The sequence below is a fragment of the Streptomyces sp. Root1310 genome, from assembly GCF_001426425.1.
Lineage (GTDB): Bacteria > Actinomycetota > Actinomycetes > Streptomycetales > Streptomycetaceae > Streptomyces.
Genome location: NZ_LMEQ01000003.1, coordinates 276,360 through 296,187 on the forward strand (window position 1 = coordinate 276,360; position 19,828 = coordinate 296,187).

At 71.7% G+C, this 19,828-nt stretch carries 20 protein-coding genes; 5 read left to right on the forward strand and 15 right to left on the reverse strand.

Annotated features, from left to right (window positions below):
- Nucleotides 1-90 precede the first annotated feature (90 nt).
- The 10 genes from ASD48_RS12275 to ASD48_RS12320 all read right to left on the reverse strand — a co-directional run bounded on the left by ASD48_RS12275 (nucleotide 91) and on the right by ASD48_RS12320 (nucleotide 11,410).
- Nucleotides 91-486: a hypothetical protein gene (locus tag ASD48_RS12275; protein ID WP_057601583.1), complete on the reverse strand. Its 396-nt coding sequence runs from the start codon at nucleotides 484-486 to the stop codon at nucleotides 91-93.
- A gap of 97 nt (nucleotides 487-583) precedes the next feature.
- Nucleotides 584-2,098 (reverse strand): Asp-tRNA(Asn)/Glu-tRNA(Gln) amidotransferase subunit GatB, encoded by a 1,515-nt coding sequence (gene gatB / locus ASD48_RS12280; RefSeq protein ID WP_057601584.1) that lies wholly within the window; start codon nucleotides 2,096-2,098, stop codon nucleotides 584-586.
- 15 nt (nucleotides 2,099-2,113) lie between these two features.
- A complete protein-coding gene (locus ASD48_RS12285) occupies nucleotides 2,114-2,353 on the reverse strand; it encodes a hypothetical protein (RefSeq protein WP_020131415.1) in 240 nt (79 codons plus the stop codon).
- Complete coding sequence (gatA, locus tag ASD48_RS12290) at nucleotides 2,350-3,852, reverse strand: Asp-tRNA(Asn)/Glu-tRNA(Gln) amidotransferase subunit GatA (protein WP_057601585.1); 1,503 nt, start codon at nucleotides 3,850-3,852, stop codon at nucleotides 2,350-2,352. The genes ASD48_RS12285 and gatA overlap by 4 nt, the downstream gene beginning before the upstream one ends.
- A 5-nt stretch (nucleotides 3,853-3,857) precedes the next feature.
- Nucleotides 3,858-4,154, reverse strand: a complete 297-nt coding sequence (gatC, locus tag ASD48_RS12295; protein ID WP_007384860.1) for an Asp-tRNA(Asn)/Glu-tRNA(Gln) amidotransferase subunit GatC — start codon at nucleotides 4,152-4,154, stop codon at nucleotides 3,858-3,860.
- 189 nt (nucleotides 4,155-4,343) lie between these two features.
- Nucleotides 4,344-6,599 (reverse strand): bifunctional diguanylate cyclase/phosphodiesterase, encoded by a 2,256-nt coding sequence (locus ASD48_RS12300; RefSeq protein ID WP_057601586.1) that lies wholly within the window; start codon nucleotides 6,597-6,599, stop codon nucleotides 4,344-4,346.
- 269 nt (nucleotides 6,600-6,868) lie between these two features.
- A complete protein-coding gene (gene ligA / locus ASD48_RS12305) occupies nucleotides 6,869-9,061 on the reverse strand; it encodes an NAD-dependent DNA ligase LigA (RefSeq protein ID WP_057601587.1) in 2,193 nt (730 codons plus the stop codon).
- Nucleotides 9,062-9,076: 15 nt separating this feature from the next.
- The gene (locus ASD48_RS12310; RefSeq protein ID WP_057601588.1) at nucleotides 9,077-10,078 is read right to left on the reverse strand and encodes a methionine synthase; all 1,002 of its coding nucleotides are present in this window, start codon (nucleotides 10,076-10,078) and stop codon (nucleotides 9,077-9,079) included.
- A gap of 51 nt (nucleotides 10,079-10,129) precedes the next feature.
- On the reverse strand, nucleotides 10,130-10,819 hold the full coding sequence (locus ASD48_RS12315; RefSeq protein ID WP_057601645.1) for an SDR family oxidoreductase: 690 nt from the start codon (nucleotides 10,817-10,819) through the stop codon (nucleotides 10,130-10,132).
- Between the two features lie 27 nt (nucleotides 10,820-10,846).
- Entirely contained in the window at nucleotides 10,847-11,410 is a 564-nt protein-coding gene (locus ASD48_RS12320; protein ID WP_057601589.1) for a TIGR00730 family Rossman fold protein, read from the reverse strand.
- A 50-nt stretch (nucleotides 11,411-11,460) separates the two neighbouring features.
- Here ASD48_RS12320 and ASD48_RS12325 point away from each other — a divergent pair, with 50 nt between their 5' ends.
- Both ASD48_RS12325 and ASD48_RS12330 read left to right on the forward strand, forming a co-directional pair.
- Nucleotides 11,461-11,814, forward strand: a complete 354-nt coding sequence (locus tag ASD48_RS12325; RefSeq protein ID WP_057601590.1) for a DUF427 domain-containing protein — start codon at nucleotides 11,461-11,463, stop codon at nucleotides 11,812-11,814.
- Nucleotides 11,815-11,852: 38 nt separating this feature from the next.
- Complete coding sequence (locus ASD48_RS12330; RefSeq protein ID WP_057601591.1) at nucleotides 11,853-12,638, forward strand: alpha/beta hydrolase; 786 nt, start codon at nucleotides 11,853-11,855, stop codon at nucleotides 12,636-12,638.
- A 3-nt stretch (nucleotides 12,639-12,641) separates the two neighbouring features.
- Here ASD48_RS12330 and mnmA read toward each other — a convergent pair whose 3' ends face one another.
- Nucleotides 12,642-13,772 (reverse strand): tRNA 2-thiouridine(34) synthase MnmA, encoded by a 1,131-nt coding sequence (mnmA, locus tag ASD48_RS12335; protein WP_057601592.1) that lies wholly within the window; start codon nucleotides 13,770-13,772, stop codon nucleotides 12,642-12,644.
- An 83-nt stretch (nucleotides 13,773-13,855) separates the two neighbouring features.
- Between mnmA and ASD48_RS12340 the strand changes: the two genes are divergently transcribed.
- Both ASD48_RS12340 and ASD48_RS12345 read left to right on the forward strand, forming a co-directional pair.
- A complete protein-coding gene (locus tag ASD48_RS12340; protein WP_057601593.1) occupies nucleotides 13,856-14,542 on the forward strand; it encodes an N-acetylmuramoyl-L-alanine amidase in 687 nt (228 codons plus the stop codon).
- Nucleotides 14,543-14,745: 203 nt separating this feature from the next.
- Nucleotides 14,746-16,338 (forward strand): multicopper oxidase domain-containing protein, encoded by a 1,593-nt coding sequence (locus tag ASD48_RS12345; RefSeq protein ID WP_057601594.1) that lies wholly within the window; start codon nucleotides 14,746-14,748, stop codon nucleotides 16,336-16,338.
- A gap of 551 nt (nucleotides 16,339-16,889) precedes the next feature.
- Here ASD48_RS12345 and ASD48_RS12350 read toward each other — a convergent pair.
- The 3 genes from ASD48_RS12350 to ASD48_RS44715 are packed head-to-tail and all read right to left on the reverse strand — an operon-like array spanning nucleotide 16,890 to nucleotide 18,583.
- A complete protein-coding gene (locus ASD48_RS12350) occupies nucleotides 16,890-18,053 on the reverse strand; it encodes a cysteine desulfurase family protein (protein ID WP_057601595.1) in 1,164 nt (387 codons plus the stop codon).
- A gap of 60 nt (nucleotides 18,054-18,113) precedes the next feature.
- Nucleotides 18,114-18,380 (reverse strand): hypothetical protein, encoded by a 267-nt coding sequence (locus tag ASD48_RS12355; protein ID WP_057601596.1) that lies wholly within the window; start codon nucleotides 18,378-18,380, stop codon nucleotides 18,114-18,116.
- A 35-nt stretch (nucleotides 18,381-18,415) separates the two neighbouring features.
- Nucleotides 18,416-18,583, reverse strand: coding sequence for a hypothetical protein (locus ASD48_RS44715; RefSeq protein WP_020131401.1), 168 nt, complete (start codon nucleotides 18,581-18,583; stop codon nucleotides 18,416-18,418).
- Nucleotides 18,584-18,705: 122 nt separating this feature from the next.
- Here ASD48_RS44715 and ASD48_RS12360 point away from each other — a divergent pair, with 122 nt between their 5' ends.
- A complete protein-coding gene (locus ASD48_RS12360; RefSeq protein ID WP_057601597.1) occupies nucleotides 18,706-19,332 on the forward strand; it encodes a TetR family transcriptional regulator in 627 nt (208 codons plus the stop codon).
- Nucleotides 19,333-19,427: 95 nt separating this feature from the next.
- Here ASD48_RS12360 and ASD48_RS12365 read toward each other — a convergent pair whose 3' ends face one another.
- Nucleotides 19,428-19,814 carry a PT domain-containing protein gene (locus ASD48_RS12365; RefSeq protein ID WP_057601598.1) on the reverse strand — a complete coding sequence of 129 codons (387 nt, stop codon included), beginning with the start codon at nucleotides 19,812-19,814 and terminating at the stop codon, nucleotides 19,428-19,430.
- Nucleotides 19,815-19,828 lie beyond the last annotated feature (14 nt).

A 19,828-nucleotide genomic window follows, 5' to 3' on the forward strand; every position in this document is an offset into this window, starting at 1 on the left:
GCCGGTCGGCACGTGGTGGCCGGGCACATGCCACTCGGGCACGTGGTGGCCGAGCACGTAGCGGCCGAGCACGTGTCACTCGGGCACGTGTCAGTCGGCCTGGTCGCCGATCGCCATCACCATCACCCCGGCGATCAGCAGCCACAGCGCGCGCCGGGTACGGCCGCGGGAGCCCAGGAGGGCGGCGAGGGCACAGACGGCGGCGCCGAGGGCGTAGGCCGCCGGGACGAAGGCGGGGGCGGAACCGCCGAGGCGCAGGAGGGACGCCGCGAGTCCGGCGAGGGTGAGCAGCGCTCCGGTGCCGATCGCCGTCCAGCGGGCCCGCCGGGCGTCCTCGGTGCCGTGCTCCTCGTCCGCGTCGCCGTCGGTGTCGTCGTCCGTTTCGTCCGGTTCGGCCGCGTCGGCGGCTTCGGTCGTTCCGGCCGTTCCGGCCCGCGGGCCGTCGTGTATGTCGTCCTGCGTGTCGGAGTCGGTTCGTGCCCTCATGGCGGGCGAGCGTAGCGCGTCGGGCTGAGAAGAGAGACGCCCGGGGGGAATACGCCGGTGCGGCGCACTCCCCCCGGGCGCGGGGAGAACGGCGGGCTCAGCCCTCGCTGACGCCCAGCTTCTCCAGGATCAGCTCCTTGACGCGGGCCGCGTCGGCCTGCCCGCGCGTGGCCTTCATCACCGCGCCGACCAGGGCGCCGGCCGCGGCCACCTTGCCGCCGCGGATCTTGTCGGCGATGCCCGGGTTGCCGGCGATGGCCTCCTCGACGGCGGTGGTGAGCGCGCCCTCGTCGGAGACGACCTTCAGACCGCGCTTCTCGACGACCTCGTCCGGGGTGCCCTCGCCCGCGAGGACGCCCTCGATGACCTGACGGGCCAGCTTGTCGTTCAGATCGCCCTTGCTCACCAGCTCGGTGACCCGGGCGACCTGGTCCGGCGTGATCGCCAGCTCGTCGAGCGGGACGCCCGAATCGTTGGCGCTGCGCGCCAGTTCGCCCATCCACCACTTGCGGGCGGAGGCCGCGTCGGCGCCCGCGTCGATGGAGGCGATGATCAGGTCCAGCGCGCCGGCGTTCAGGATCGACTGCATGTCGTTGGCGGAGATGCCCCACTCGGCGAGCAGCCGGTTGCGGCGGGCCAGCGGCAGCTCCGGCAGACCGCCCCGGATCTCCTCGACCCACTCACGGGACGGGGCGATCGGCACCAGGTCGGGCTCCGGGAAGTACCGGTAGTCCTCGGCCTCCTCCTTCACGCGGCCCGAGGTCGTCGACCCGGTGTCCTCGTGGAAGTGGCGGGTCTCCTGGATGATCGTGCCGCCGCCGTCGAGCACGGCGGCGTGCCGCTGGATCTCGAAGCGGGCCGCGCGCTCCACGGACCGCAGGGAGTTCACGTTCTTCGTCTCGGACCGGGTGCCGAACTTCTCCCGGCCGTGCGGGCGCAGCGAGAGGTTCACGTCGCAGCGCATCTGGCCCTGCTCCATCCGGGCCTCGGAGACACCGAGCGCCTTGATGAGCTCGCGCAGCTCACGGACGTACGCCCGGGCGACCTCGGGGGCGCGCGCGCCCGCTCCCTCGATCGGCTTGGTGACGATCTCGATGAGCGGGATGCCGGCGCGGTTGTAGTCCAGCAGAGAGTGGGACGCGCCGTGGATACGGCCGGTGGCACCGCCGACGTGCAGCGACTTGCCGGTGTCCTCCTCCATGTGGGCGCGCTCGATCTGCACCCGGAAGGTCTCGCCGTCCTCCAGCTGTACGTCGAGGTAGCCGTCGAAGGCGATGGGCTCGTCGTACTGGGAGGTCTGGAAGTTCTTCGGCATGTCCGGATAGAAGTAGTTCTTCCGGGCGAAGCGGCACCACTCGGCGATCTCGCAGTTCAGCGCGAGACCGATCTTGATCGCGGACTCGATGCCGATCGCGTTGACGACCGGAAGCGCGCCGGGCATGCCGAGGCAGGTGGGGCACGTCTGCGAGTTGGGCTCGGCGCCCAGCTCGGTCGAGCACCCGCAGAACATCTTCGTCTTGGTGCCGAGTTCGACATGGACCTCGAGGCCCATGACGGGGTCGTACGACGCCAGCGCGTCCTCGTACGACACCAGGTCGGTCGTGGTGGTCACGGTGAAACTTCCCTCTCAGCCCAGCAGGACGTCGTCGTCGCCCAGCCGCTTCAGCTCGCGGTAGAGGATGGCGAGTCCGGTGACGATGGCGACGGCGGACACGGTGGCGTCGATCAGGACCAGGGTGTCCTTCTCGGCGCGGGCCTTCTTCAGCCGCTTGGCGACGCCGAACGCGCCGAAGGCGGTCCCGGCGATGGACAGGTACGTACCGGACTTGGACTTCTTGAAGCCCTTGGCCTTGTTCAGTGCGCTCACAGCGACGGAGCCTCCTCGAGAAGCGGGTGCCCCCACCTTTCCACGAAGGCGGCCTCGACGGCGGCGCCGACCTTGTACAGCCGGTCGTCCTTCAGCGCCGGGGCGATGATCTGGAGACCGACCGGGAGGTTGTCCTCCGGGGCGAGACCGCAGGGCAGCGACATGGCCGCGTTGCCCGCGAGGTTGGTCGGGATGGTGCACAGGTCGGCCAGGTACATCGCCATCGGGTCGTCGGCACGCTCACCGATCGCGAAGGCGGTCGTCGGCGTCGTGGGCGACACGATCACGTCGACCTGCTCGAAGGCCTTCTCGAAGTCCCGCGTGATGAGCGTGCGGACCTTCTGGGCCGAGCCGTAGTACGCGTCGTAGTAGCCGGAGCTCAGGGCGTACGTGCCGAGCATGATGCGGCGCTTGACCTCGGGGCCGAAGCCCGCCTCACGGGTGAGGGAGGTGACCGCCTCCGCCGAGTTGGTGCCGTCGTCGCCGACCCGCAGGCCGTAGCGCAGGCCGTCGAAGCGGGCCAGGTTGGACGAGCACTCGGACGGCGCGATCAGGTAGTACGCCGACAGGGCGAGGTCGAAGGACGGGCAGTCCAGTTCGACGATCTCGGCGCCCAGCTCCTTCAGCAGCGCGACGGACTCGTCGAACCGCTGGATGACGCCGGCCTGGTAGCCCTCGCCGCGGAACTGCTTCACGACACCGACGCGCATGCCCTCGACGCTGCCGTTGCGGGCGGCCTCGACGACCGGCGGGACGGGCGCGTCGATGGACGTGGAGTCCAGCGGGTCGTGCCCGGCGATGACCTCGTGCAGCAGCGCCGCGTCCAGGACCGTACGGGCGCAGGGGCCGCCCTGGTCGAGGGAGGACGAGAAGGCGACCATGCCGTACCGCGAGACCGCGCCGTACGTCGGCTTCACACCGACCGTGCCGGTGACGGAGGCCGGCTGGCGGATGGAGCCGCCGGTGTCGGTGCCGATGGCCAGGGGCGCCTGGAAGGAGGCGAGCGCGGCGGAGGAACCGCCACCGGAACCGCCGGGGATCTTGGTGAGGTCCCAGGGGTTGCCGGTCGGCCCGTAGGCGCTGTTCTCGGTGCTCGACCCCATGGCGAACTCGTCCATGTTGGTCTTGCCGAGGATGACGACGTCGGCGGCCTTCAGCCGCTTGGTGAGCGTCGCGTCGTACGGCGGGATCCAGCCCTCGAGGATCTTCGAACCGACGGTCGTCGGGATGCCCTCGGTGGTGAAGATGTCCTTGAGCGCGAGCGGGACGCCGGCCAGCGGGCCGAGCTTCTCGCCCCGTTCCCGCTTCTCGTCGACGGCGCGGGCCTGGGCCAGCGCTCCCTCACGGTCGACGTGCAGGAAGGCGTGGACCTTCTCGTCGACGGCCTCGATGCGCGCCAGGTGCGCCTCGGTGACCTGGACGGCCGTGAGCTCGCCGGAGGCGATCTTCGCGGCGGTCTCGGCGGCCGTGAGCTTGATGATGTTGACGTTGTCCGTCATGGCGGTTAGTCCTCCCCCAGGATCTGCGGCACCTTGAAACGCTGCTGCTCCTGGGCCGGGGCGCCGGAGAGCGCCTGCTCGGGGGTGAGCGACGGACGGACCTCGTCCGCCCGCATGACGTTCGTCAGCGGGAGCGGGTGCGAGGTCGGCGGTACGTCTTGGTCGGCGACCTCGCTGACGCGGGCGACCGCGCCGATGATGTCGTCCAGCTGTCCCGCGAAGTGTTCGAGCTCTTCGGGCTTCAGCTCCAGACGCGCCAGCCGGGCGAGGTGGGCGACCTCCTCGCGCGTGATGCCAGGCATGCAGCGTTCCTCTGGGGTGGAGTGAGTGAGTGTGTGGTTTGGCCCAATCCTAGGGTGCGGGGCGGCATACCCGTGAAACGGTTCGGCTCGCCTGCCGGGTTCCCCCCGGCTCCCTCGGCTCCGGCGCGCTCGCCGAGGCTCGGCGCACGGCAGCGGGCGGAGGGGTGAACGCGCGGGCCCGGGCGCCCGCTACTCGTCGGACGCGGCTGCCGGGAGGGCCGCCGCGGGACGCTGCCAGCCGCGTGAGCCGCGGGCCCGCAGCCAGGCCGTCGTCTCCTCCGGGGGCATCGCCGCGGCCACCAGCCAGCCCTGTACGGCGTCGCAGCCCAGGTCCCGCAGGCGCTCCCAGGTCTCGTCGTCCTCGACGCCCTCGGCCACCACCAGCAGCCCCAGCGAATGGGCGAGGTCGACCGTGCAGCGCACGATCTCGGCGTCCTCGGCGTCGACGGCCAGCCGGGCCACGAAGGAGCGGTCGATCTTCAGCTCGCTCACGGGGAGCCGGCGCAGGTGCACCAGGGAGGAGTAGCCGGTTCCGAAGTCGTCCAGCGACATCTTCACGCCGTGCCCGGTCAGCCCGTTCAGCGTGTCCGCGGCACGCTGCGGGTCCTCCAGCAGGACGTGCTCCGTTATCTCGAGTTGGAGCGCTCCCGCGGGCACTCCGTGCCGGGCCAGCCGGGCCGCGACGGAGCCGGCGAAGCCCGGGGTGTGCACGTCACGCGGGGAGACGTTGACCGCGACCGGCACGTACAGCCCCTGGGCCCGCCACCGCGCGACCTGGCCGAGCGCCCTGTCCAGCACGTACTCCGTCAGATGGGGCATCAGCCCGGACGACTCGGCGATCGCTATGAACTCGTCCGGCGGTACCTTCCCGCGCTCCGGGTGCACCCAGCGGACCAGCGCCTCCAGCCCCGCCACCTGCCCGTCGAAGCGGACCTTCGGCTGGTAGTGCAGTTCGACCTCGTGCGCGTCGAGCGCCCGCCGCAGGTCGCCCAGCAGTCCGAGCCGGTCGGGAGTGTTGGAGTCGCGCTTGGACTCGTACACCTCCACGCCCGTGCGGTCCCGCTTGGCCTGGTACATCGCCACGTCCGCCCGGCGCAGCATGCCCTCCGCGTCGAGGGCGTGGTCGGGGAAGACGGCGACGCCGGCGCTGGCCTCCAGGACGAGGGTGAGGCCGTCGAGGTCGAGCGGCGAGCCGAGGTCGGCGACCAGCCCGCGGGCGATCCGTGACGCCGAGGTCGTGGAGTCGGCGACGGGGAGTAAGACGGCGAACTCGTCCCCGCCGAGCCGCGCGACCTCCGCCCCGCGGGGCAGGGCGAGCTTCAGCCGCTCGGCTATCTGGAGCAGCAGCCGGTCACCGGCGAGATGACCGAGGGTGTCGTTGACCGAGCGGAAGCGGTCGAGGTCGATCAGCATCAGGGCGGCCCGGGCGCCGATGCGCTCCGCGTCGTCCAGGGCGGTCCAGATGCGCTCCAGCAGCCACTGGCGGTTGGGCAGCCCGGTCAGCGGGTCGCGCAGCTGTTCCTCGGCGCGGGCGCGGGCCATCCACAGGGTGGAGTCGAGGGCGATGAGCGGGATGGCGAACAGCGGCAGCAGGATCGGCTTGGCCACGGCCACCACGCAGATCAGCGGCGCGATGCCGAGCAGGGCGACGGCGACCAGGCCCTGCCTGACCAGGGCCGTGCGGGCGACGGTGGGCAGTCCGCCGGCGCGCGGGGTGTGCAGGTACCACAGGAGTACACGGGTGACCGCGAGATAGGCGACGGCCACCAGGACCACCTGGGGGCCGGTGTAGACCGTCCAGTTGTCGGGGGTCCAGGGCCGCTCCACGGACGGTATCGGTCCGCAGGCGGCCAGCAGCAGCGCGCCCGCGCCGATGCCGACGATGTCCACCGCGCCGTGCAGGACGCCCTGCCGCCAGCGGTGGCGCCGGGCTATGCCGACCAGGACGACGACGGTGAGGCTGACCAGTCCGGCCGGCACCCAGCCGTACAGCAGCAGGACGGCGAGGGTGAGCGCGGCGCCGGAGCCGGTGCCGCCCCACCAGCGGGCGCGGCCGAGCAGGACCAGGTGGCCGACGATGACGCCGGCCAGCACGGCCAGGGCCCAGCCGGCCGTGCCGGACGGGAACAGCGCGTGGTGGCCGGTGTAGGCGCGGTAGAAGCCGGCGCCGAGGGCGAAGGCGGCCGCGGAGACGACCGAGGCGGGCAGCGCGGGCCAGGACAGGTGCCGGTCGGCCTCGGTGTCGGGCATCCCGGGATGCGGGGCGGAGGTGACGCGGAGGTCCGGACCGGAATGCGGCGTCGCGTACGGCGCGGTGTGCGGCACGTAGGCCTCCGCGCCCGGAGGCCGTTCGGAGCGCGCCGTCCACCAGCTCCCCCACCAGACGCCGGCGACCCGGCGTCGGCGCAGCCGTGCGTCCGGGGCGGCGCTCTCGGTCGGTTCCATTCCCGTCCCTCTCACAGCCGGCGGTGCCCACGCCACGCGGCCCGTTGCCCGACAACCCCGGGCGGCGCCGTGTTGGAGAACCCTTCCCCCTGCTCACCCGGAGCACGGAGGTGCCCCGACCGCAGCTGGGCACGGCAGGCGCACGTCTCAACAGTAGGCCGCGGAAGGCTTCCACGGGCAGCGGTCGTCGACGGTTGCCCGAATGCGTCCCGGCCACCCGTATGCATCTGGTATGCGCCGATCGGGTGACCTTCAACCGCCACTCGCCGCTACTCCTCGGTCGGAAGGGCCACTTCGGCCGCCGCCTCGGGTCCCTGTTCCAGCAGGACGGTGAAGCCGTCCTCGTTCAGAACCGGCACCTTCAACTGCATCGCCTTGTCGTACTTCGATCCCGGATTGTCACCCACAACAACGAAAGATGTCTTCTTCGAAACCGAACCGGTCACTTTCGCCCCTTGGTTCTGCAGGGCGTCCTTGGCGCCGTCCCGGGTGAAGTGCTCGAGGGTGCCGGTCACGACGACCGTCAGCCCTTCGAGGGGACGCGGTCCCTCGTCCTCCCCGGAGCCCTCCTCCTCCATACGGACCCCGGCGGCCCGCCACTTGCGCAGGATCTCCTGGTGCCACTCCTGCGCGAACCACTCCTTGAGCGAGGCCGCGATGATGGCGCCCACCCCGTCGGTGGCCGCCAGCTCCTCCTCGGAGGCCTGCTCGATCCGCTCGATCGAGCGGAACTCGCGGGCCAGCGCCTCCGCCGCGACCGGTCCGACATGCCGGATCGACAGGCCCGTGAGGATGCGCGCCAGCGGGCGTTCCTTGGCGGCCGCGATGGTCTCCAGCATGGCGAGCGCGTTCTTCTTCGGCTCGCCCTGCTGGTTGGCGAAGACCGTGGCGATCTTCTCCTCGCCCGTCTTCGGGTCCCGCTTGGGCAGACCGCTGTCCTGGTCGAGGACGTACGCCCGGATGGGCAGCAGCCGGTCGATGGTGAGGTCGAAGAGGTCGCCCTCGTCCCGCAGCGGCGGGTCGGCCGGCTCCAGCGGACGGGTGAGCGCGGCCGCGGCGACGTAACCGAAGTGGTCGATGTCCAACGCCCTGCGGCCGGCCAGGTAGAACACCCGCTCACGCAACTGGGCAGGGCAGGTACGGGCGTTGGGGCACCGCAGATCGATGTCGCCCTCCTTCATCGGCCGCAGCTCCGCCCCGCACTCCGGGCACTCCGACGGCATCACGAACTCGCGCTCGCTGCCGTCACGCAGGTCGGCGACCGGACCGAGGATCTCCGGGATCACGTCACCGGCCTTGCGCAGCACCACGGTGTCGCCGATCAGGACACCCTTGGCCTTGACGACCTCCTGGTTGTGCAGGGTGGCGAACTCGACCTCCGAGCCCGCCACCGTGACCGGCTCGACCTGGGCGTACGGCGTCACGCGGCCGGTACGGCCGACACCCACGCGGATGTTGACGAGCTTGGTGTTGACCTCCTCGGGCGCGTACTTGTACGCGATCGCCCAGCGCGGCGCACGCGCGGTGGAGCCGAGCCGCCCCTGCAGCCGGATCTCGTCGAGCTTGACGACCACGCCGTCGATCTCGTGCTCCACCGAGTGCCGGTTCTCGCCGTAGTACGCGATGAACGCCCGTACCTCGTCGAGGTCCCCGACCACCTTGTTGTGCGGGGAGGTGGGCAGGCCCCAGGTGCCGAGCAGGTCGTAGGCCTCGGAGAGACGGGCCAGGCCCTCGTAGCCCTCCAGTGCGCCGATGCCGTGCACGACCATGTGCAGCGGACGCGAGGCGGTGACGCGCGGGTCCTTCTGGCGCAGTGAACCGGCGGCCGCGTTGCGCGGGTTGGCGAAGGGCTTGTCGCCCGCCTCGACCAGACGGGCGTTCAGCTCCTCGAACTTCTCCATCGGGAAGTAGACCTCGCCCCGGATCTCCACCAGGGACGGGACCCCGTCACCGGTGAGGCGGTCGGGGATCTCCGCGATGGTGCGCACGTTGGGCGTGATGTCCTCGCCCGTGCGGCCGTCGCCCCGGGTCGCCGCGCGCGTGAGACGGCCGTTCTCGTAGGTGAGGTTGACGGCGAGGCCGTCGACCTTGAGCTCGCACAGGAAGTGGTACGCGGAGCTGCCCACGTCCTTGTGGACGCGCTCGGCCCAGGCGGCGAGTTCCAGGTCGTCGAAGGCGTTGTCGAGCGACAGCATCCGCTCGCGGTGCTGGACCGCCGTGAACTCCGTCGCGTACGCGCCGGCCACCTTCTGGGTCGGCGAGTCGGGCGTCCGCAGCTCGGCGTACTCCTCCTCCAGTGCCTCCAGGGCGCGCAGCAGGCGGTCGAACTCCGCGTCGCTGATGACGGGAGCGTCCTTCACGTAGTACCGGAAGCGGTGCTCCTCGATCTGCTCAGCCAGCTGCGCGTGCTTCTCCCGTGCCTCGCTGGGCACCGTCGTCTCCGCTTGCCTGTCGCCGGCCACCGTGTCGTCCTCCCGTTACTCTGGGTTGTCCGCGAGGGATCTCGCCGCCCGGACGCAGTGCGCGAGGGCCTGGCGCGCGTACGCGGGGGAAGCTCCCGCGAGACCGCACGACGGCGTGAGCGTGACCGCCTCGGTGAGCAGCCCCGGTCGCAGCCCCAGCCTGCGCCACAGCGTCCTGACACCCATGACGCTACCGGCAGGGTCCGACAATGGGGCATCCACGCCCGGCACGACACCGGCGAACAGCCGGGTACCCGCCTCGACCGCCTCGCCGATCGTGTCGTCGTCACGCTCGGTGAGAAGTGAGAAGTCGAAGGAGACCGCCGCCGCGCCGGCCCGGCGCAGCAGGGCGAACGGGACGTCAGGGGCGCAGGAGTGGACCACGACGGGACCGTCGCCGTGCACGCCGACGACCTCCCGCAGGGTGGCCTCCACGACCTGCCGGTCGACGGCGCGGTGGGTGTGGTAGCCGCTGGCGGTCTTCACCTGGCCGCGCAGGACGGCCGTCAGGGAGGGTTCGTCGAGCTGGAGCACGAGCTGCGCCCCGGGCAGCCGGCGCCGGACCTCGTCGAGGTGCAGGCGCAGCCCCTCGGCGAGGGAGCCGGCGAGGTCGCGGCGGGCGCCGTGGTCGGAGAGCACCGACTGGCCGTTCTTCAGCTCCAGCGCGGCGGCGAGGGTCCAGGGCCCGACGGCCTGCACCTTCACCTGACCCTCGTAGCCCTGCGTGAACTCCTCCAGCGCGTCGAGGTCCTCCCCCAGCCAGGACCGGGCCCGTTTGGTGTCCCGCCCCGGCCGGTCGCCGATCCGCCAGCCGCTGGGCTCCACACGCGCGAACAGCTCGACGAGCATCCCCGCGGTGCGGCCGATCATGTCGGCGCCCGGGCCGCGGGCCGGCAGCTCGGCGAGGAACGGGAAGTCCTCGAAGGACCCGGTGGCGGCCCTGGCGGCCTCGCGGGCGTCGCTGCCGGGCAGGGAGCCGACGCCGGTGGCGGGGCCGAAACTGAAGTGTGCGTTCACGGGGTGAAGCCTACGTAGGCGCGGGGGCGCGCCACGCCCCCGCGGGCGGTCTCATCGCCCCGGCCGCACCGTCAGGTCGTTGACCTCCGCGTCCCGGGGCAGGTCGAGGGCCATCAGGATCGTCGTCGCGACCGACTCGGGATCGATCCACTCCCCCGGGTCGTACTCCTTGCCCTCCTGCTGGTGGACCTTGGCCTGCATGGGGCTGGCGGTGCGGCCGGGGTAGACGGAGGTGACGCGGACTCCGTTGCCGTGCTCCTCGGCGCGCAGCGCGTCCGCCAGTGCCTTCAGGCCGTGCTTGGAGGCGGCGTACGCCGACCAGTCGGCGCTCGCCCGCAGGCCCGCCCCGGAGTTCACGAAGACCACGTGCCCCCGGGTGGCCCGCAGTTGGGGCAGGAAGTGCCGGGTCAGCTCGGCCGGGGCGATCAGGTTGACGTCGAGCTGGTGACGCCAGGACTTCGGGGTCAGGTCGCCGACCGGCCCCAGGTCGACCACGCCCGCGATGTGGAGGAGGGAGTCCACCCGGTCGGGCAGGGTCTGGTGGGAGAAGGCCCAGCTCAGCTTGGCGGGCTCGGCCAGGTCGCCGACCAGGGTCCGGGCCCCGGGAAACTCCGCCGCCAGTTCCTTCGCGCGGCCCGCGTCGCGCGCGTGCAGCACGAGTTCGTCCCCGCGCGCGTGCAGACGGCGGGCGACGGCCGCGCCGATGCCGGAACCGGCTCCGGTGATCACATGAGTAGCCATGCCCGCCATGCTCGCATCACCTAGGAGTCACGCGACGCCCTGCCCCGCGGCGGTGGCCGCTGATGTCACGGCCTCCAGGTGGGCGAGGGCGCCGACCGGCTCTTCCGCGAAGAACACCAGGTCGGTCAGGGGGCGGGGCAGGAACCCCTCGTCCTCCATGCGCCGGAACTGCTCCTTGAGACCGTCGTAGAAGCCCGCGGTGTTGAGCAGGACGACCGGCTTGTCGGTGTGTCCGTGCTTCTTCAGTTCGAGGATCTCGGTCGCCTCGTCCAGCGTCCCCGTCCCGCCGACCATGATCACGACGGCGTCGGACTTCTGCAGGAGGAGCCGCTTGCGCTCGGCGAGGTCGCGCGCGACGACCATCTCGTCGGCCCCGGCCCGCGCCTTGGCGGCGAGGAAGTCCACGGACACCCCGCACAGCCTGCCGCCCGACTCCTGCACGCCGTCCGCGACCACCTTCATCAGGCCGGTGTCGGAGCCGCCCCACACGAGGGTGTGGCCGCCCTTGCCGAGGAGTTCGGCGAACTCGCGCGCGGGGCGGGTGTAACGGTCGTCGAGGTCGGCGGCGGAGAGGAAGACGCAGATACGCATGCGGCCACCGTACGCGGGAAGAACCGGAGACCCGCGGGCGCTGTTCCGGCATGACCCGAGGACACACGATCACCATCGAGCGGGACGGCCGGCACATCAGGGTCGTCCACGGGGGCCACGTGCTGGCCGAGACCGACCGGGCGCTCGCCCTGCGCGAGACCGGCTGTCCGGTGCGGTACTACATCCCCGCCGAGGACGTACGGCTCGACCTGCTGACCCCCTCCGACACTCACACGTACTGCCCCTTCAAGGGGACGGCCTCCTACTGGTCGCTGCCGGACGCGGCGGACCTCGTCTGGGGCTATCCCGACCCCAAGCCCGACGTCGCCGAGATCAGGAACCACATGTGCTTCTACGAAGTGGAGGTCTCGGAGGCGGAAGTGCCGCAAGCGGAGGTGTCGTAGGCCGATGACCGCCGTGCCGTGCGGCAGTCTGCATGGGCATGGACAAGAAGACGATTTCGCGCGACGGCACCGAACTCGCGTACGCACGCGTCGGCGAGGGGCCCGCGGTCATCCTGGTGAGCGGGGCGATGTCCACGGGCGGCACCATGGCGCCCCTGGCCGGCCTGCTCGCGGACCGCTTCACCGTCCTCCGGTACGACCGCCGGGGCCGTGGCGAGAGCGGCGACACGGCGCCGTACGCGGTGGAACGCGAGGTCGAGGACCTGGCGGCCCTCATCGACGCGGCGGGCGGCGAGGCGGCGCTCTACGGCATCTCCTCGGGCGGCGCGCTCGTGCTGGAGGCGGCAGCCGCCGGGCTGCCGGTGCGGCGGGTGGCCGTGTACGAGACGCCGTACGCCCTGGACGAGGAGGGCACGCGGGGACGCGCCGCCTACACGGCCGACCTCACCGAGGCGCTCGCGCAGGGGCGGCGCGGGGACGCCGTCGAGCTGTTCCTGCGACTGACGGGGCTGGCCGAGGAGATGATCCGGGGCGCCCGTCAGTCACCCATGTGGGAGGGGATGGAGGCCGTCGCGCCGACCCTCGCCTACGACGACGCCGTCATGGGCGGCGGTGCGCCGCCCCGGGAACGGCTGGCCTCGATCGCGGTCCCGGTGCTCGCCGCCGCGGGCGGGGCCAGTCCGCCGTGGTTGCGCGAGGCGACGCGTGCCGTCGCGGACGCGGCAGCGGACGGCACCTACCGCGTGCTCGAGGGCCAGACCCACATGGTGGACCCGAACGTGCTGGCGCCGGTGCTGGCGGAGTTCCTCGGGTCGCGCGACTGACGGTCAGGACACCCCGGCCGTCGCCCGCACCGTGGAAGCGATCGTCGCCGAGCCCACCACGCGCGTGTCGTCGTACAGCACGATCGCCTGGCCGGGGGCCACGCCCCGGACGGGCTCCGTGAAGGTGACCTCCAGGGTGCCGTCGACGAGTTCCGCGCGCACCTCGGTCTCGCCGCCGTGGGCGCGCAGCTGGGCCGTGTAGGTGCCGGGGCCGGTCGGGGCGGCGCCGCACCAGCGGGGCCTGATCGCGGTCAGGGCGGCGACGTCCAGGGAGGCGGCCGGGCCGACCGTCACCGTGTTGTTCACCGGGGAGATGTCGAGGACGTAGCGCGGCTTGCCGTCGGCGGCCGGGGTGCCGATGCGCAGGCCCTTGCGCTGGCCGATGGTGAAGCCGTACGCGCCCTCGTGGGTGCCCACCTTGGCGCCGGACTCGTCGACGATGTCGCCCTCGGCCCTGCCCAGCCGGTTCGCGAGGAAGCCCTGGGTGTCGCCGTCGGCGATGAAGCAGATGTCGTGGGAGTCGGGCTTCTTGGCGACCGCCAGGCCCCGGCGCTCGGCCTCCGCGCGGATCTCGTCCTTCGTGGTCACCGTGTCGCCCAGGGGGAAGAGCGCGTGGGCGAGCTGCCGGTCGTCGAGGACGCCGAGGACGTACGACTGGTCCTTGGCCATGTCGGAGGCGCGGTGCAGCTCGCGCGTGCCGTCCTCGTTGACCAGGACCTTCGCGTAGTGGCCGGTGCACACCGCGTCGAAGCCCAGCGCCAGCGCCTTGTCGAGCAGCGCGGCGAACTTGATCTTCTCGTTGCAGCGCAGACAGGGGTTGGGGGTGCGGCCGGCCTCGTACTCGGCGACGAAGTCGTCGACGACGTCCTCACGGAAGCGGTCGGCGAGGTCCCAGACGTAGAACGGGATGCCGATGACGTCGGCCGCGCGGCGGGCGTCGCGGGAGTCCTCGATGGTGCAACAGCCTCGCGCGCCGGTGCGGAACGACTGCGGGTTCGCGGAGAGCGCGAGGTGGACGCCGGTCACGTCGTGGCCGGCTTCGGCCGCGCGGGCGGCGGCGACGGCGGAGTCGACCCCGCCGGACATGGCGGCGAGTACGCGAAGGGGGCGGGAGCGCTGCGAGGTCTCAGTCATAACGCTTCCAGGGTACGGGTCCTCGGGAACCGGAGCCCGCGAGTATCCGTTGACGATCACAAGGGGCGACGAAGGGCACGGACATGGGGGACGGGAAGAGCGACTCCGACCGGCGGATCGGGCGGCGGGCCCTGCTGATCGGCGGGGCGGCGGCCGCCGTCGGTACGGGCGTGCTCGCGCGCGAGGAACTGGCGCGGCTGTACTGGCGGCTGCCGGGCGTGCGCAGGCAGCGGGTGGAAGGCGCCGTGGACTTCCGGGGCGCCCGGTGGGTGGCGGCGTCGGAGGCGAACTTCCGCTGGGCGGACCGGCCGGACGACTACGGGATCGACATGGTGGTCGTCCATGTCACACAGGGCGACCTCGGCAGCGCGGTGAAGGCGTTCGAGGACCCGGGGCACAAGGCGGCCGCCCACTACATCGTCGGCAAGGACGGGCACGTCACGCAGATGATCCGGGAGCTGGACGTGGCGTACCACGCGGGCAACCGCGCCTACAACGAGCGCAGTGTCGGCATCGAGCACGAGGGCTTCGTGGACCGGCCGAAGGACTTCACGGACGCGATGTACGCCGCCTCCGCCCGGCTGACCGCCGCGATCTGCCGGCGGTACGACATAGCCGTCGACCGCGAGCACATCATCGGACATGTGGAGGTGCCGGGCACGGATCACACCGACCCGGGCGAGCACTGGGACTGGGATCGGTATCTGCGGCTCGTGCGGGAGGCGCAGGCCACGGCCACGCCCACAGCCACCCGAGCACCGGCAACGTGATACAAGTCACATGTGCTCAGAATCGTGAACAGTTGATGAGAGCAGACCGTCCGATGTGTCCCGCACCCCGAACATGACCTGCGTTCCACCAACTTGGCTTTTCTTCAAGGGAGTTGGGGTGCACGGGGGCCGCACAGCCTCCTCGGCCCACTCCTATGTTGGACCCAGTCTTCACATAGGCCTTGGCCCGAGGCTCCACGGCCATGACCCACACCACGGATCCCGCCTCCGGCGCGGGACGGCAGAGCAAGGGCGCCCACGCGCGAAGCGACCGCGGCGCCAAGGACGAGCGCCACACCAAGAGCGGCGAGACCAAGGGCGGGCACGGCAAGGGCCTGCACCGGCGCAAGTTCCTCGGCGGCATGGCGGGGGCGGCCGGACTGGCCGCCGTCGGGACCGCCGGGGTCACCTTCTCGCTGCTGACGGGCGGCAACGGCAACAAGGCGTCCGCCGCCGACGCCACGGGCACCCTCACCATCCCCGACCTGCTGGAGGCCACCACCACCGACGGCACCACCACCTACACCCTGACCGCGAAGACCGGCACCGGCGAGGTGCTCTCCGGCGTCACCAGCACCACGGCCGGCTACAACGGTTCGTACCTCGGCCCGACCATGAAATGGACCGCGGGCGACACGGTCCTGATGAACTTCACCAACACCCTGGGCGCGGACACCTCGGTCCACTTCCACGGCGCCCACATCCCGCCCAAGATGGACGGCGGCCCGCAGAACGCCTTCGCGGACGGCGTGACCTGGTCGCCCACCTTCGAGGTCCTCGACGAGGCCAAGACCCTCTGGTACCACCCGCACGCCCTGGGCACCACGGCCGAGCAGGTCGTCCACGGCCTGGCCGGGATGATCATCGTGGAGGACGACTCGGACGTCTCGGCCGCGCTGCCGGGCGAGTACGGCGTCGACGACATCCCGATTATCCTGCAGTGTCTGGCGGTCGACAGCGCCGGCGACATCAAGTACGAGGCGGCCGGCTACCGCAGCTCCGGGGTCAGCTTCCCGGTGCTGGTCAACGGCACCAACGTCGACTCGACCACCCTCGGCTTCACCGCCACCAGGAAGCGCACCCGCTTCCGGGTACTGAACGCGTCCCCCGCCGACATCATGACCGTCCAGCGCGGCGACGGCGGGACGCTCACCCAGATCGCCACCGACCAGGGCTATCTCACCGAGGCCACCGAGGTGACCACGATCCGGCTGGTGGCCGGCGCCCGCGCCGAGTTCGTCCTCGACCTCGAGGACGCGGTCACGCTCCAGGCCGTCGTCACCACCGGCTGGATCCGCGGCGGAAGCGGCACGTACGACTTCCTGACCGTGACCCCGGACGCCACCGACACCCCGGCCGCCCTGCCGAGCACGCTCAACACCATCACCCGTTACGACACGAGCGACTTCACCGCGCGGACGATCACCCTGGGCCAGGGCACCGGCGGGACCATGACGATCAACGGCTCGGTGGGCACCACCATGGCCGGGATGGCGATGATCAGCACCACCCTGGACGCCGAGGAGGTCTGGACGATCACCAACAGCACGCAGCTGGAGCACTCGTTCCATCTGCATGACGTGCCCTACCAGGTGATCGAGATCAACGGCGAGGCGCCGACCGGCGTCGACCTCGGCTGGTTCGACACCTTCGAGGTGGTCGGCGGCGGCTCCATCAAGATCGCGATGAAGTTCACCGACTTCACCGACGACACGTACATGTACATGCTCCACTGCCACCTTCTCCAGCACGAGGACGAGGGCATGATGGCGGCCCTCATGGTCACGGACGGCTAGCCCTCGCGCCGGCCTCCCGGGCAGGCTGCCGCCGGCAGTGGAAGTGCCGGCGGCAGCCCCTGGCCCGGCGCACCCGGGCCAGGTCCATGGTGGAGAGGGTGCCTGGCAGCCGCCTTTGAACACACCCGCCTCGCCTTCGGCGCGGCGGCGACCGCCGTCGGGTGACGTGGCGTTCACGCGATGACTCGACGGTCATGGGGTGGCCTTCTGTCGACAGGACTGGGCGGGAACCTGCACCGGCAGGTAGCCCAGCCGCCATCAACTGTCGACACCTAGCAGCATTTTAGACAGCTGACCCTAAGATTCGAGCCGAGTGTCGACAGTGGAGCGGACGCGACCGGCACGGACGGCGCGGCGGACACCGGAGGCCGGGAAGCCGGGAAGCCGGGAAGCCGGGAAGCCGGGAAGCCGAGAGGCCGGGAAGCCGAGAGGCCGGGAAGCCGAGAGGCCGGGAAGCCGAGAAGCCGAGAAGCCCGGAAGCCGAGAAGCCCGGAAGCCGAGAAGCCCGGATGCCGAGAAGCCCGGAGCCCGGAGCCCGGAGGCCTCCCGGGTTACGTCAGTCCCGCGGCGCGCGCCCGCTCCACCGCCGGGCCGATGGCCTTGGCGACCGCCTCGACGTCGGCCTCGGTGGAGGTGTGGCCGAGGGAGAAACGCAGCGTGCCGCGGGCCAGGTCCGGGTCGGTGCCGGTGGCCAGCAGGACGTGACTGGGCTGGGCGACGCCGGCGGTGCAGGCGGAGCCGGTGGAGCACTCGATGCCCTGGGCGTCGAGCAACAGCAGCAGGGAGTCGCCCTCGCAGCCCGGGAAGGTGAAGTGGGCGTTGGCCGGGAGCCGGTCCACCGGGTCCCCGCCGAGGATCGCGTCCGGGACGGCCGTACGGACGGCGTCGATCAGCGCGTCGCGCAGGGCGCCGATCTCGCGGGCGAACCACTCGCGCTGTTCGGCGGCGAGGCGTCCGGCGACCGCGAAGGAGGCGATGGCGGGGACGTCGAGGGTGCCGGAGCGGACATGGCGCTCCTGGCCGCCGCCGTGCAGCACGGGTACGGGGGTGTACTCCCGGCCGAGGAGCAGGGCACCGATGCCGTACGGGCCGCCGATCTTGTGGCCGGAGACCGTCATCGCGGCGAGGCCGGAGGCGGCGAAGTCGACGGGGACCTGACCGAAGGCCTGGACCGCGTCCGCGTGCAGCGGGACGTCGAACTCGGATGCCGCATCGGCCAGTTCACGAACCGGCAGGATCGTGCCGATCTCGTTGTTCGCCCACATGACGGTGGCCAGCGCCACGTCGTGGGGGTCGCGGGCGATGGCCTCGCGCAGCGCCTCGGGGTGGACCCGCCCGTAGGAGTCGACCGGCAGGTACTCGACCGTGGCGCCCTCGTGCTCGCCGAGCCAGTGCACGGCGTCGAGGACCGCGTGGTGTTCGACCGGGCTGGCCAGGACTCGGGTGCGGGCCGGGTCCGCGTCACGGCGGGACCAGTACAGGCCCTTCACCGCGAGGTTGTCGGCCTCGGTGCCGCCGGAGGTGAGGACGACCTCGCTGGGACGGGCGCCGAGCGCGTCCGCGAGGGTCTCCCGGGCTTCCTCGACCGTACGGCGGGCCTGCCGGCCGGCCGCGTGGAGGGAGGAGGCGTTGCCGGTGACGCCCAGGTGCGCGGTGAGTGCCTCGACCGCCTCGGGGAGCATCGGCGTGGTCGCGGCGTGGTCGAGGTATGCCATGGTGGCCCCGATTCTACGGGGGTGGGGTGGCGCGCCTCGCTGGCAGGTGAGCCCGGACGGTCAGAAGCTCCAGGAAACCGTCGAGTCGGCCTGCATGAACGCCACCAGGACCACGAGGTCGGCGATGCCCAGACCGAGCCCGAGGAAGGCGCGCCCGCGGCGGGCCGTGCCGCGCCACAGGGCGACCGACGCCAGGACGATGGCGATCGGGCCGAGGAAGACGTTGAGGACGAGCAGGCCGAGGAGACCGAGGATGAAGGACGCGACGGCCATGCCGTCGGTGTCCCGGATGCCGGTGCGGCGGGTGGCCGGTGCGGTGAGTTGCATGGCTGGTCAGCTCCTGTGGAGGAAAGTGCGACGGGTCAGTGGGTCGAGGTGTGCCGACGGCGGCCGTGGCGCTCGCGGAGCGCGAAGACGCCCAGCCAGGCGGCGATCACGGCGGCGGCGACGAGGGTGAACTCGAACGGCGCGTGGGCCACGGTGCCCATGACGACGCCGAACAGCAGCAGGGCCGCAACGAGGAACAGCATGGGATCGGATCCCCCTCCGTAAAGTTTGGGTGAACAGTTGTGGTTACACTTGTTCACTGACTCTTGAGTCTAGCGTGTACCCCGGCTTTCCAATTCCAGAGAACAGTTGTTAACTGGATGACATGAGTCACACCCTCGGCATCAGGCAGGCCCAGAAGCAGAAGACCCGGCAGGCGCTCATGGACGCGGCGTTGGTGCTGCTGGAGGAGCAGAGCCTGAGCAGCCTGGGGCTGCGCGAGGTCACCCGTGCCGTAGGGGTCGCCCCGACCGCCTTCTACCGCCACTTCCGCTCCACCGCGGATCTGGGCGTGGCCCTGGTCGAGGAGGCGCTGGGCAGCCTGCACCCGATGATCCGCACCACCGTGACCGCGGACGGCACGAGCGAGGAACGCATAGCGCGCGCTGTCGAGTTGATCGCCGGTCATGTGACCGCGTACCCCGCACCCGTCCGTTTCATCGCCCGTGAGCGACACGGCGGGGTACAGCCGGTGCGGGAGGCGATCCGGGACCAACTGGCCCGGTTCGCCGATGAGGTGAAGACCGAACTGGCCAAGGACGCCGAGGCCGAGGGGTGGAGCGACGACGACCTGCTGATGCTCTCGCACCTCTACGTCGACCAGATGCTCGTCACGGCCTCGCTGTTCCTGGAGGCGCTGGAGTCCTCACCGGAGGAGCGGGAGCGGGTCGGCCTGCTCGCCGCCCGCCAGATGCGGCTCATCAGCATCGGCCGCCGGCACTGGCTGGACTGACGGCCCCTCGACGCACCCGGTCGCCGGCGAGGACCGTACGCCGCAGGGGCGGCGCGCCCGTTGCCGGGTGCGCCGCCCCTGTGGTCGGACCGCCGTCAGCCCTGCTGCCCCTGCTGCCCCTGGCCGCCGCCCGGACCGCCGCAGCCGCCGCCCTGGCCGCCGCCGGGGCCACCCTGGCCGCCACCGGGACCGCCGCTCGGCATGCCCGACGGGACACCGGTCGGCGTGCCGGTGGGCATGCCGGTCGGGGTGCCCGTCGGCTGCCCCGAGGGAGCACCGGTCGGCGCGGCCGACGGGGCGCCCGAGGGAGCGCCGCTCGGCATGCCCGACGGGTTGCCGGACGGCGGCTGACAGGACTGCTGGGCGGACGTCCCGCTGCTCGAGGAGGAGTCGCCCGAGCCACAGGCCACCAGGGCGAGGGGCGAGAGCGCCAGCAGCGCCACCGCGGGGACGAGACGGACGGGCATCAGCGCACGCTTCATGAGAAACAGCTCCG

What these genes read in the sequence shown, in the direction of transcription:
- ASD48_RS12275 (WP_057601583.1), bottom strand. Translation starts at nt 486, where the DNA reads ATGAGGGCACGAACCGACTCCGACACGCAGGACGACATACACGACGGC.
- gatA (WP_057601585.1), bottom strand. Translation starts at nt 3,852, where the DNA reads ATGACGGACAACGTCAACATCATCAAGCTCACGGCCGCCGAGACCGCC.
- gatC (WP_007384860.1), bottom strand. Translation starts at nt 4,154, where the DNA reads ATGCCTGGCATCACGCGCGAGGAGGTCGCCCACCTCGCCCGGCTGGCG.
- ASD48_RS12300 (WP_057601586.1), bottom strand. Translation starts at nt 6,599, where the DNA reads ATGGAACCGACCGAGAGCGCCGCCCCGGACGCACGGCTGCGCCGACGC.
- ASD48_RS12315 (WP_057601645.1), bottom strand. Translation starts at nt 10,819, where the DNA reads ATGGCTACTCATGTGATCACCGGAGCCGGTTCCGGCATCGGCGCGGCC.
- ASD48_RS12320 (WP_057601589.1), bottom strand. Translation starts at nt 11,410, where the DNA reads ATGCGTATCTGCGTCTTCCTCTCCGCCGCCGACCTCGACGACCGTTAC.
- ASD48_RS12325 (WP_057601590.1), top strand. Translation starts at nt 11,461, where the DNA reads ATGACCCGAGGACACACGATCACCATCGAGCGGGACGGCCGGCACATC.
- ASD48_RS12330 (WP_057601591.1), top strand. Translation starts at nt 11,853, where the DNA reads ATGGACAAGAAGACGATTTCGCGCGACGGCACCGAACTCGCGTACGCA.
- mnmA (WP_057601592.1), bottom strand. Translation starts at nt 13,772, where the DNA reads ATGACTGAGACCTCGCAGCGCTCCCGCCCCCTTCGCGTACTCGCCGCC.
- ASD48_RS12340 (WP_057601593.1), top strand. Translation starts at nt 13,856, where the DNA reads ATGGGGGACGGGAAGAGCGACTCCGACCGGCGGATCGGGCGGCGGGCC.
- ASD48_RS12345 (WP_057601594.1), top strand. Translation starts at nt 14,746, where the DNA reads ATGACCCACACCACGGATCCCGCCTCCGGCGCGGGACGGCAGAGCAAG.
- ASD48_RS12350 (WP_057601595.1), bottom strand. Translation starts at nt 18,053, where the DNA reads ATGGCATACCTCGACCACGCCGCGACCACGCCGATGCTCCCCGAGGCG.
- ASD48_RS12355 (WP_057601596.1), bottom strand. Translation starts at nt 18,380, where the DNA reads ATGCAACTCACCGCACCGGCCACCCGCCGCACCGGCATCCGGGACACC.
- ASD48_RS44715 (WP_020131401.1), bottom strand. Translation starts at nt 18,583, where the DNA reads ATGCTGTTCCTCGTTGCGGCCCTGCTGCTGTTCGGCGTCGTCATGGGC.
- ASD48_RS12360 (WP_057601597.1), top strand. Translation starts at nt 18,706, where the DNA reads ATGAGTCACACCCTCGGCATCAGGCAGGCCCAGAAGCAGAAGACCCGG.
- ASD48_RS12365 (WP_057601598.1), bottom strand. Translation starts at nt 19,814, where the DNA reads ATGAAGCGTGCGCTGATGCCCGTCCGTCTCGTCCCCGCGGTGGCGCTG.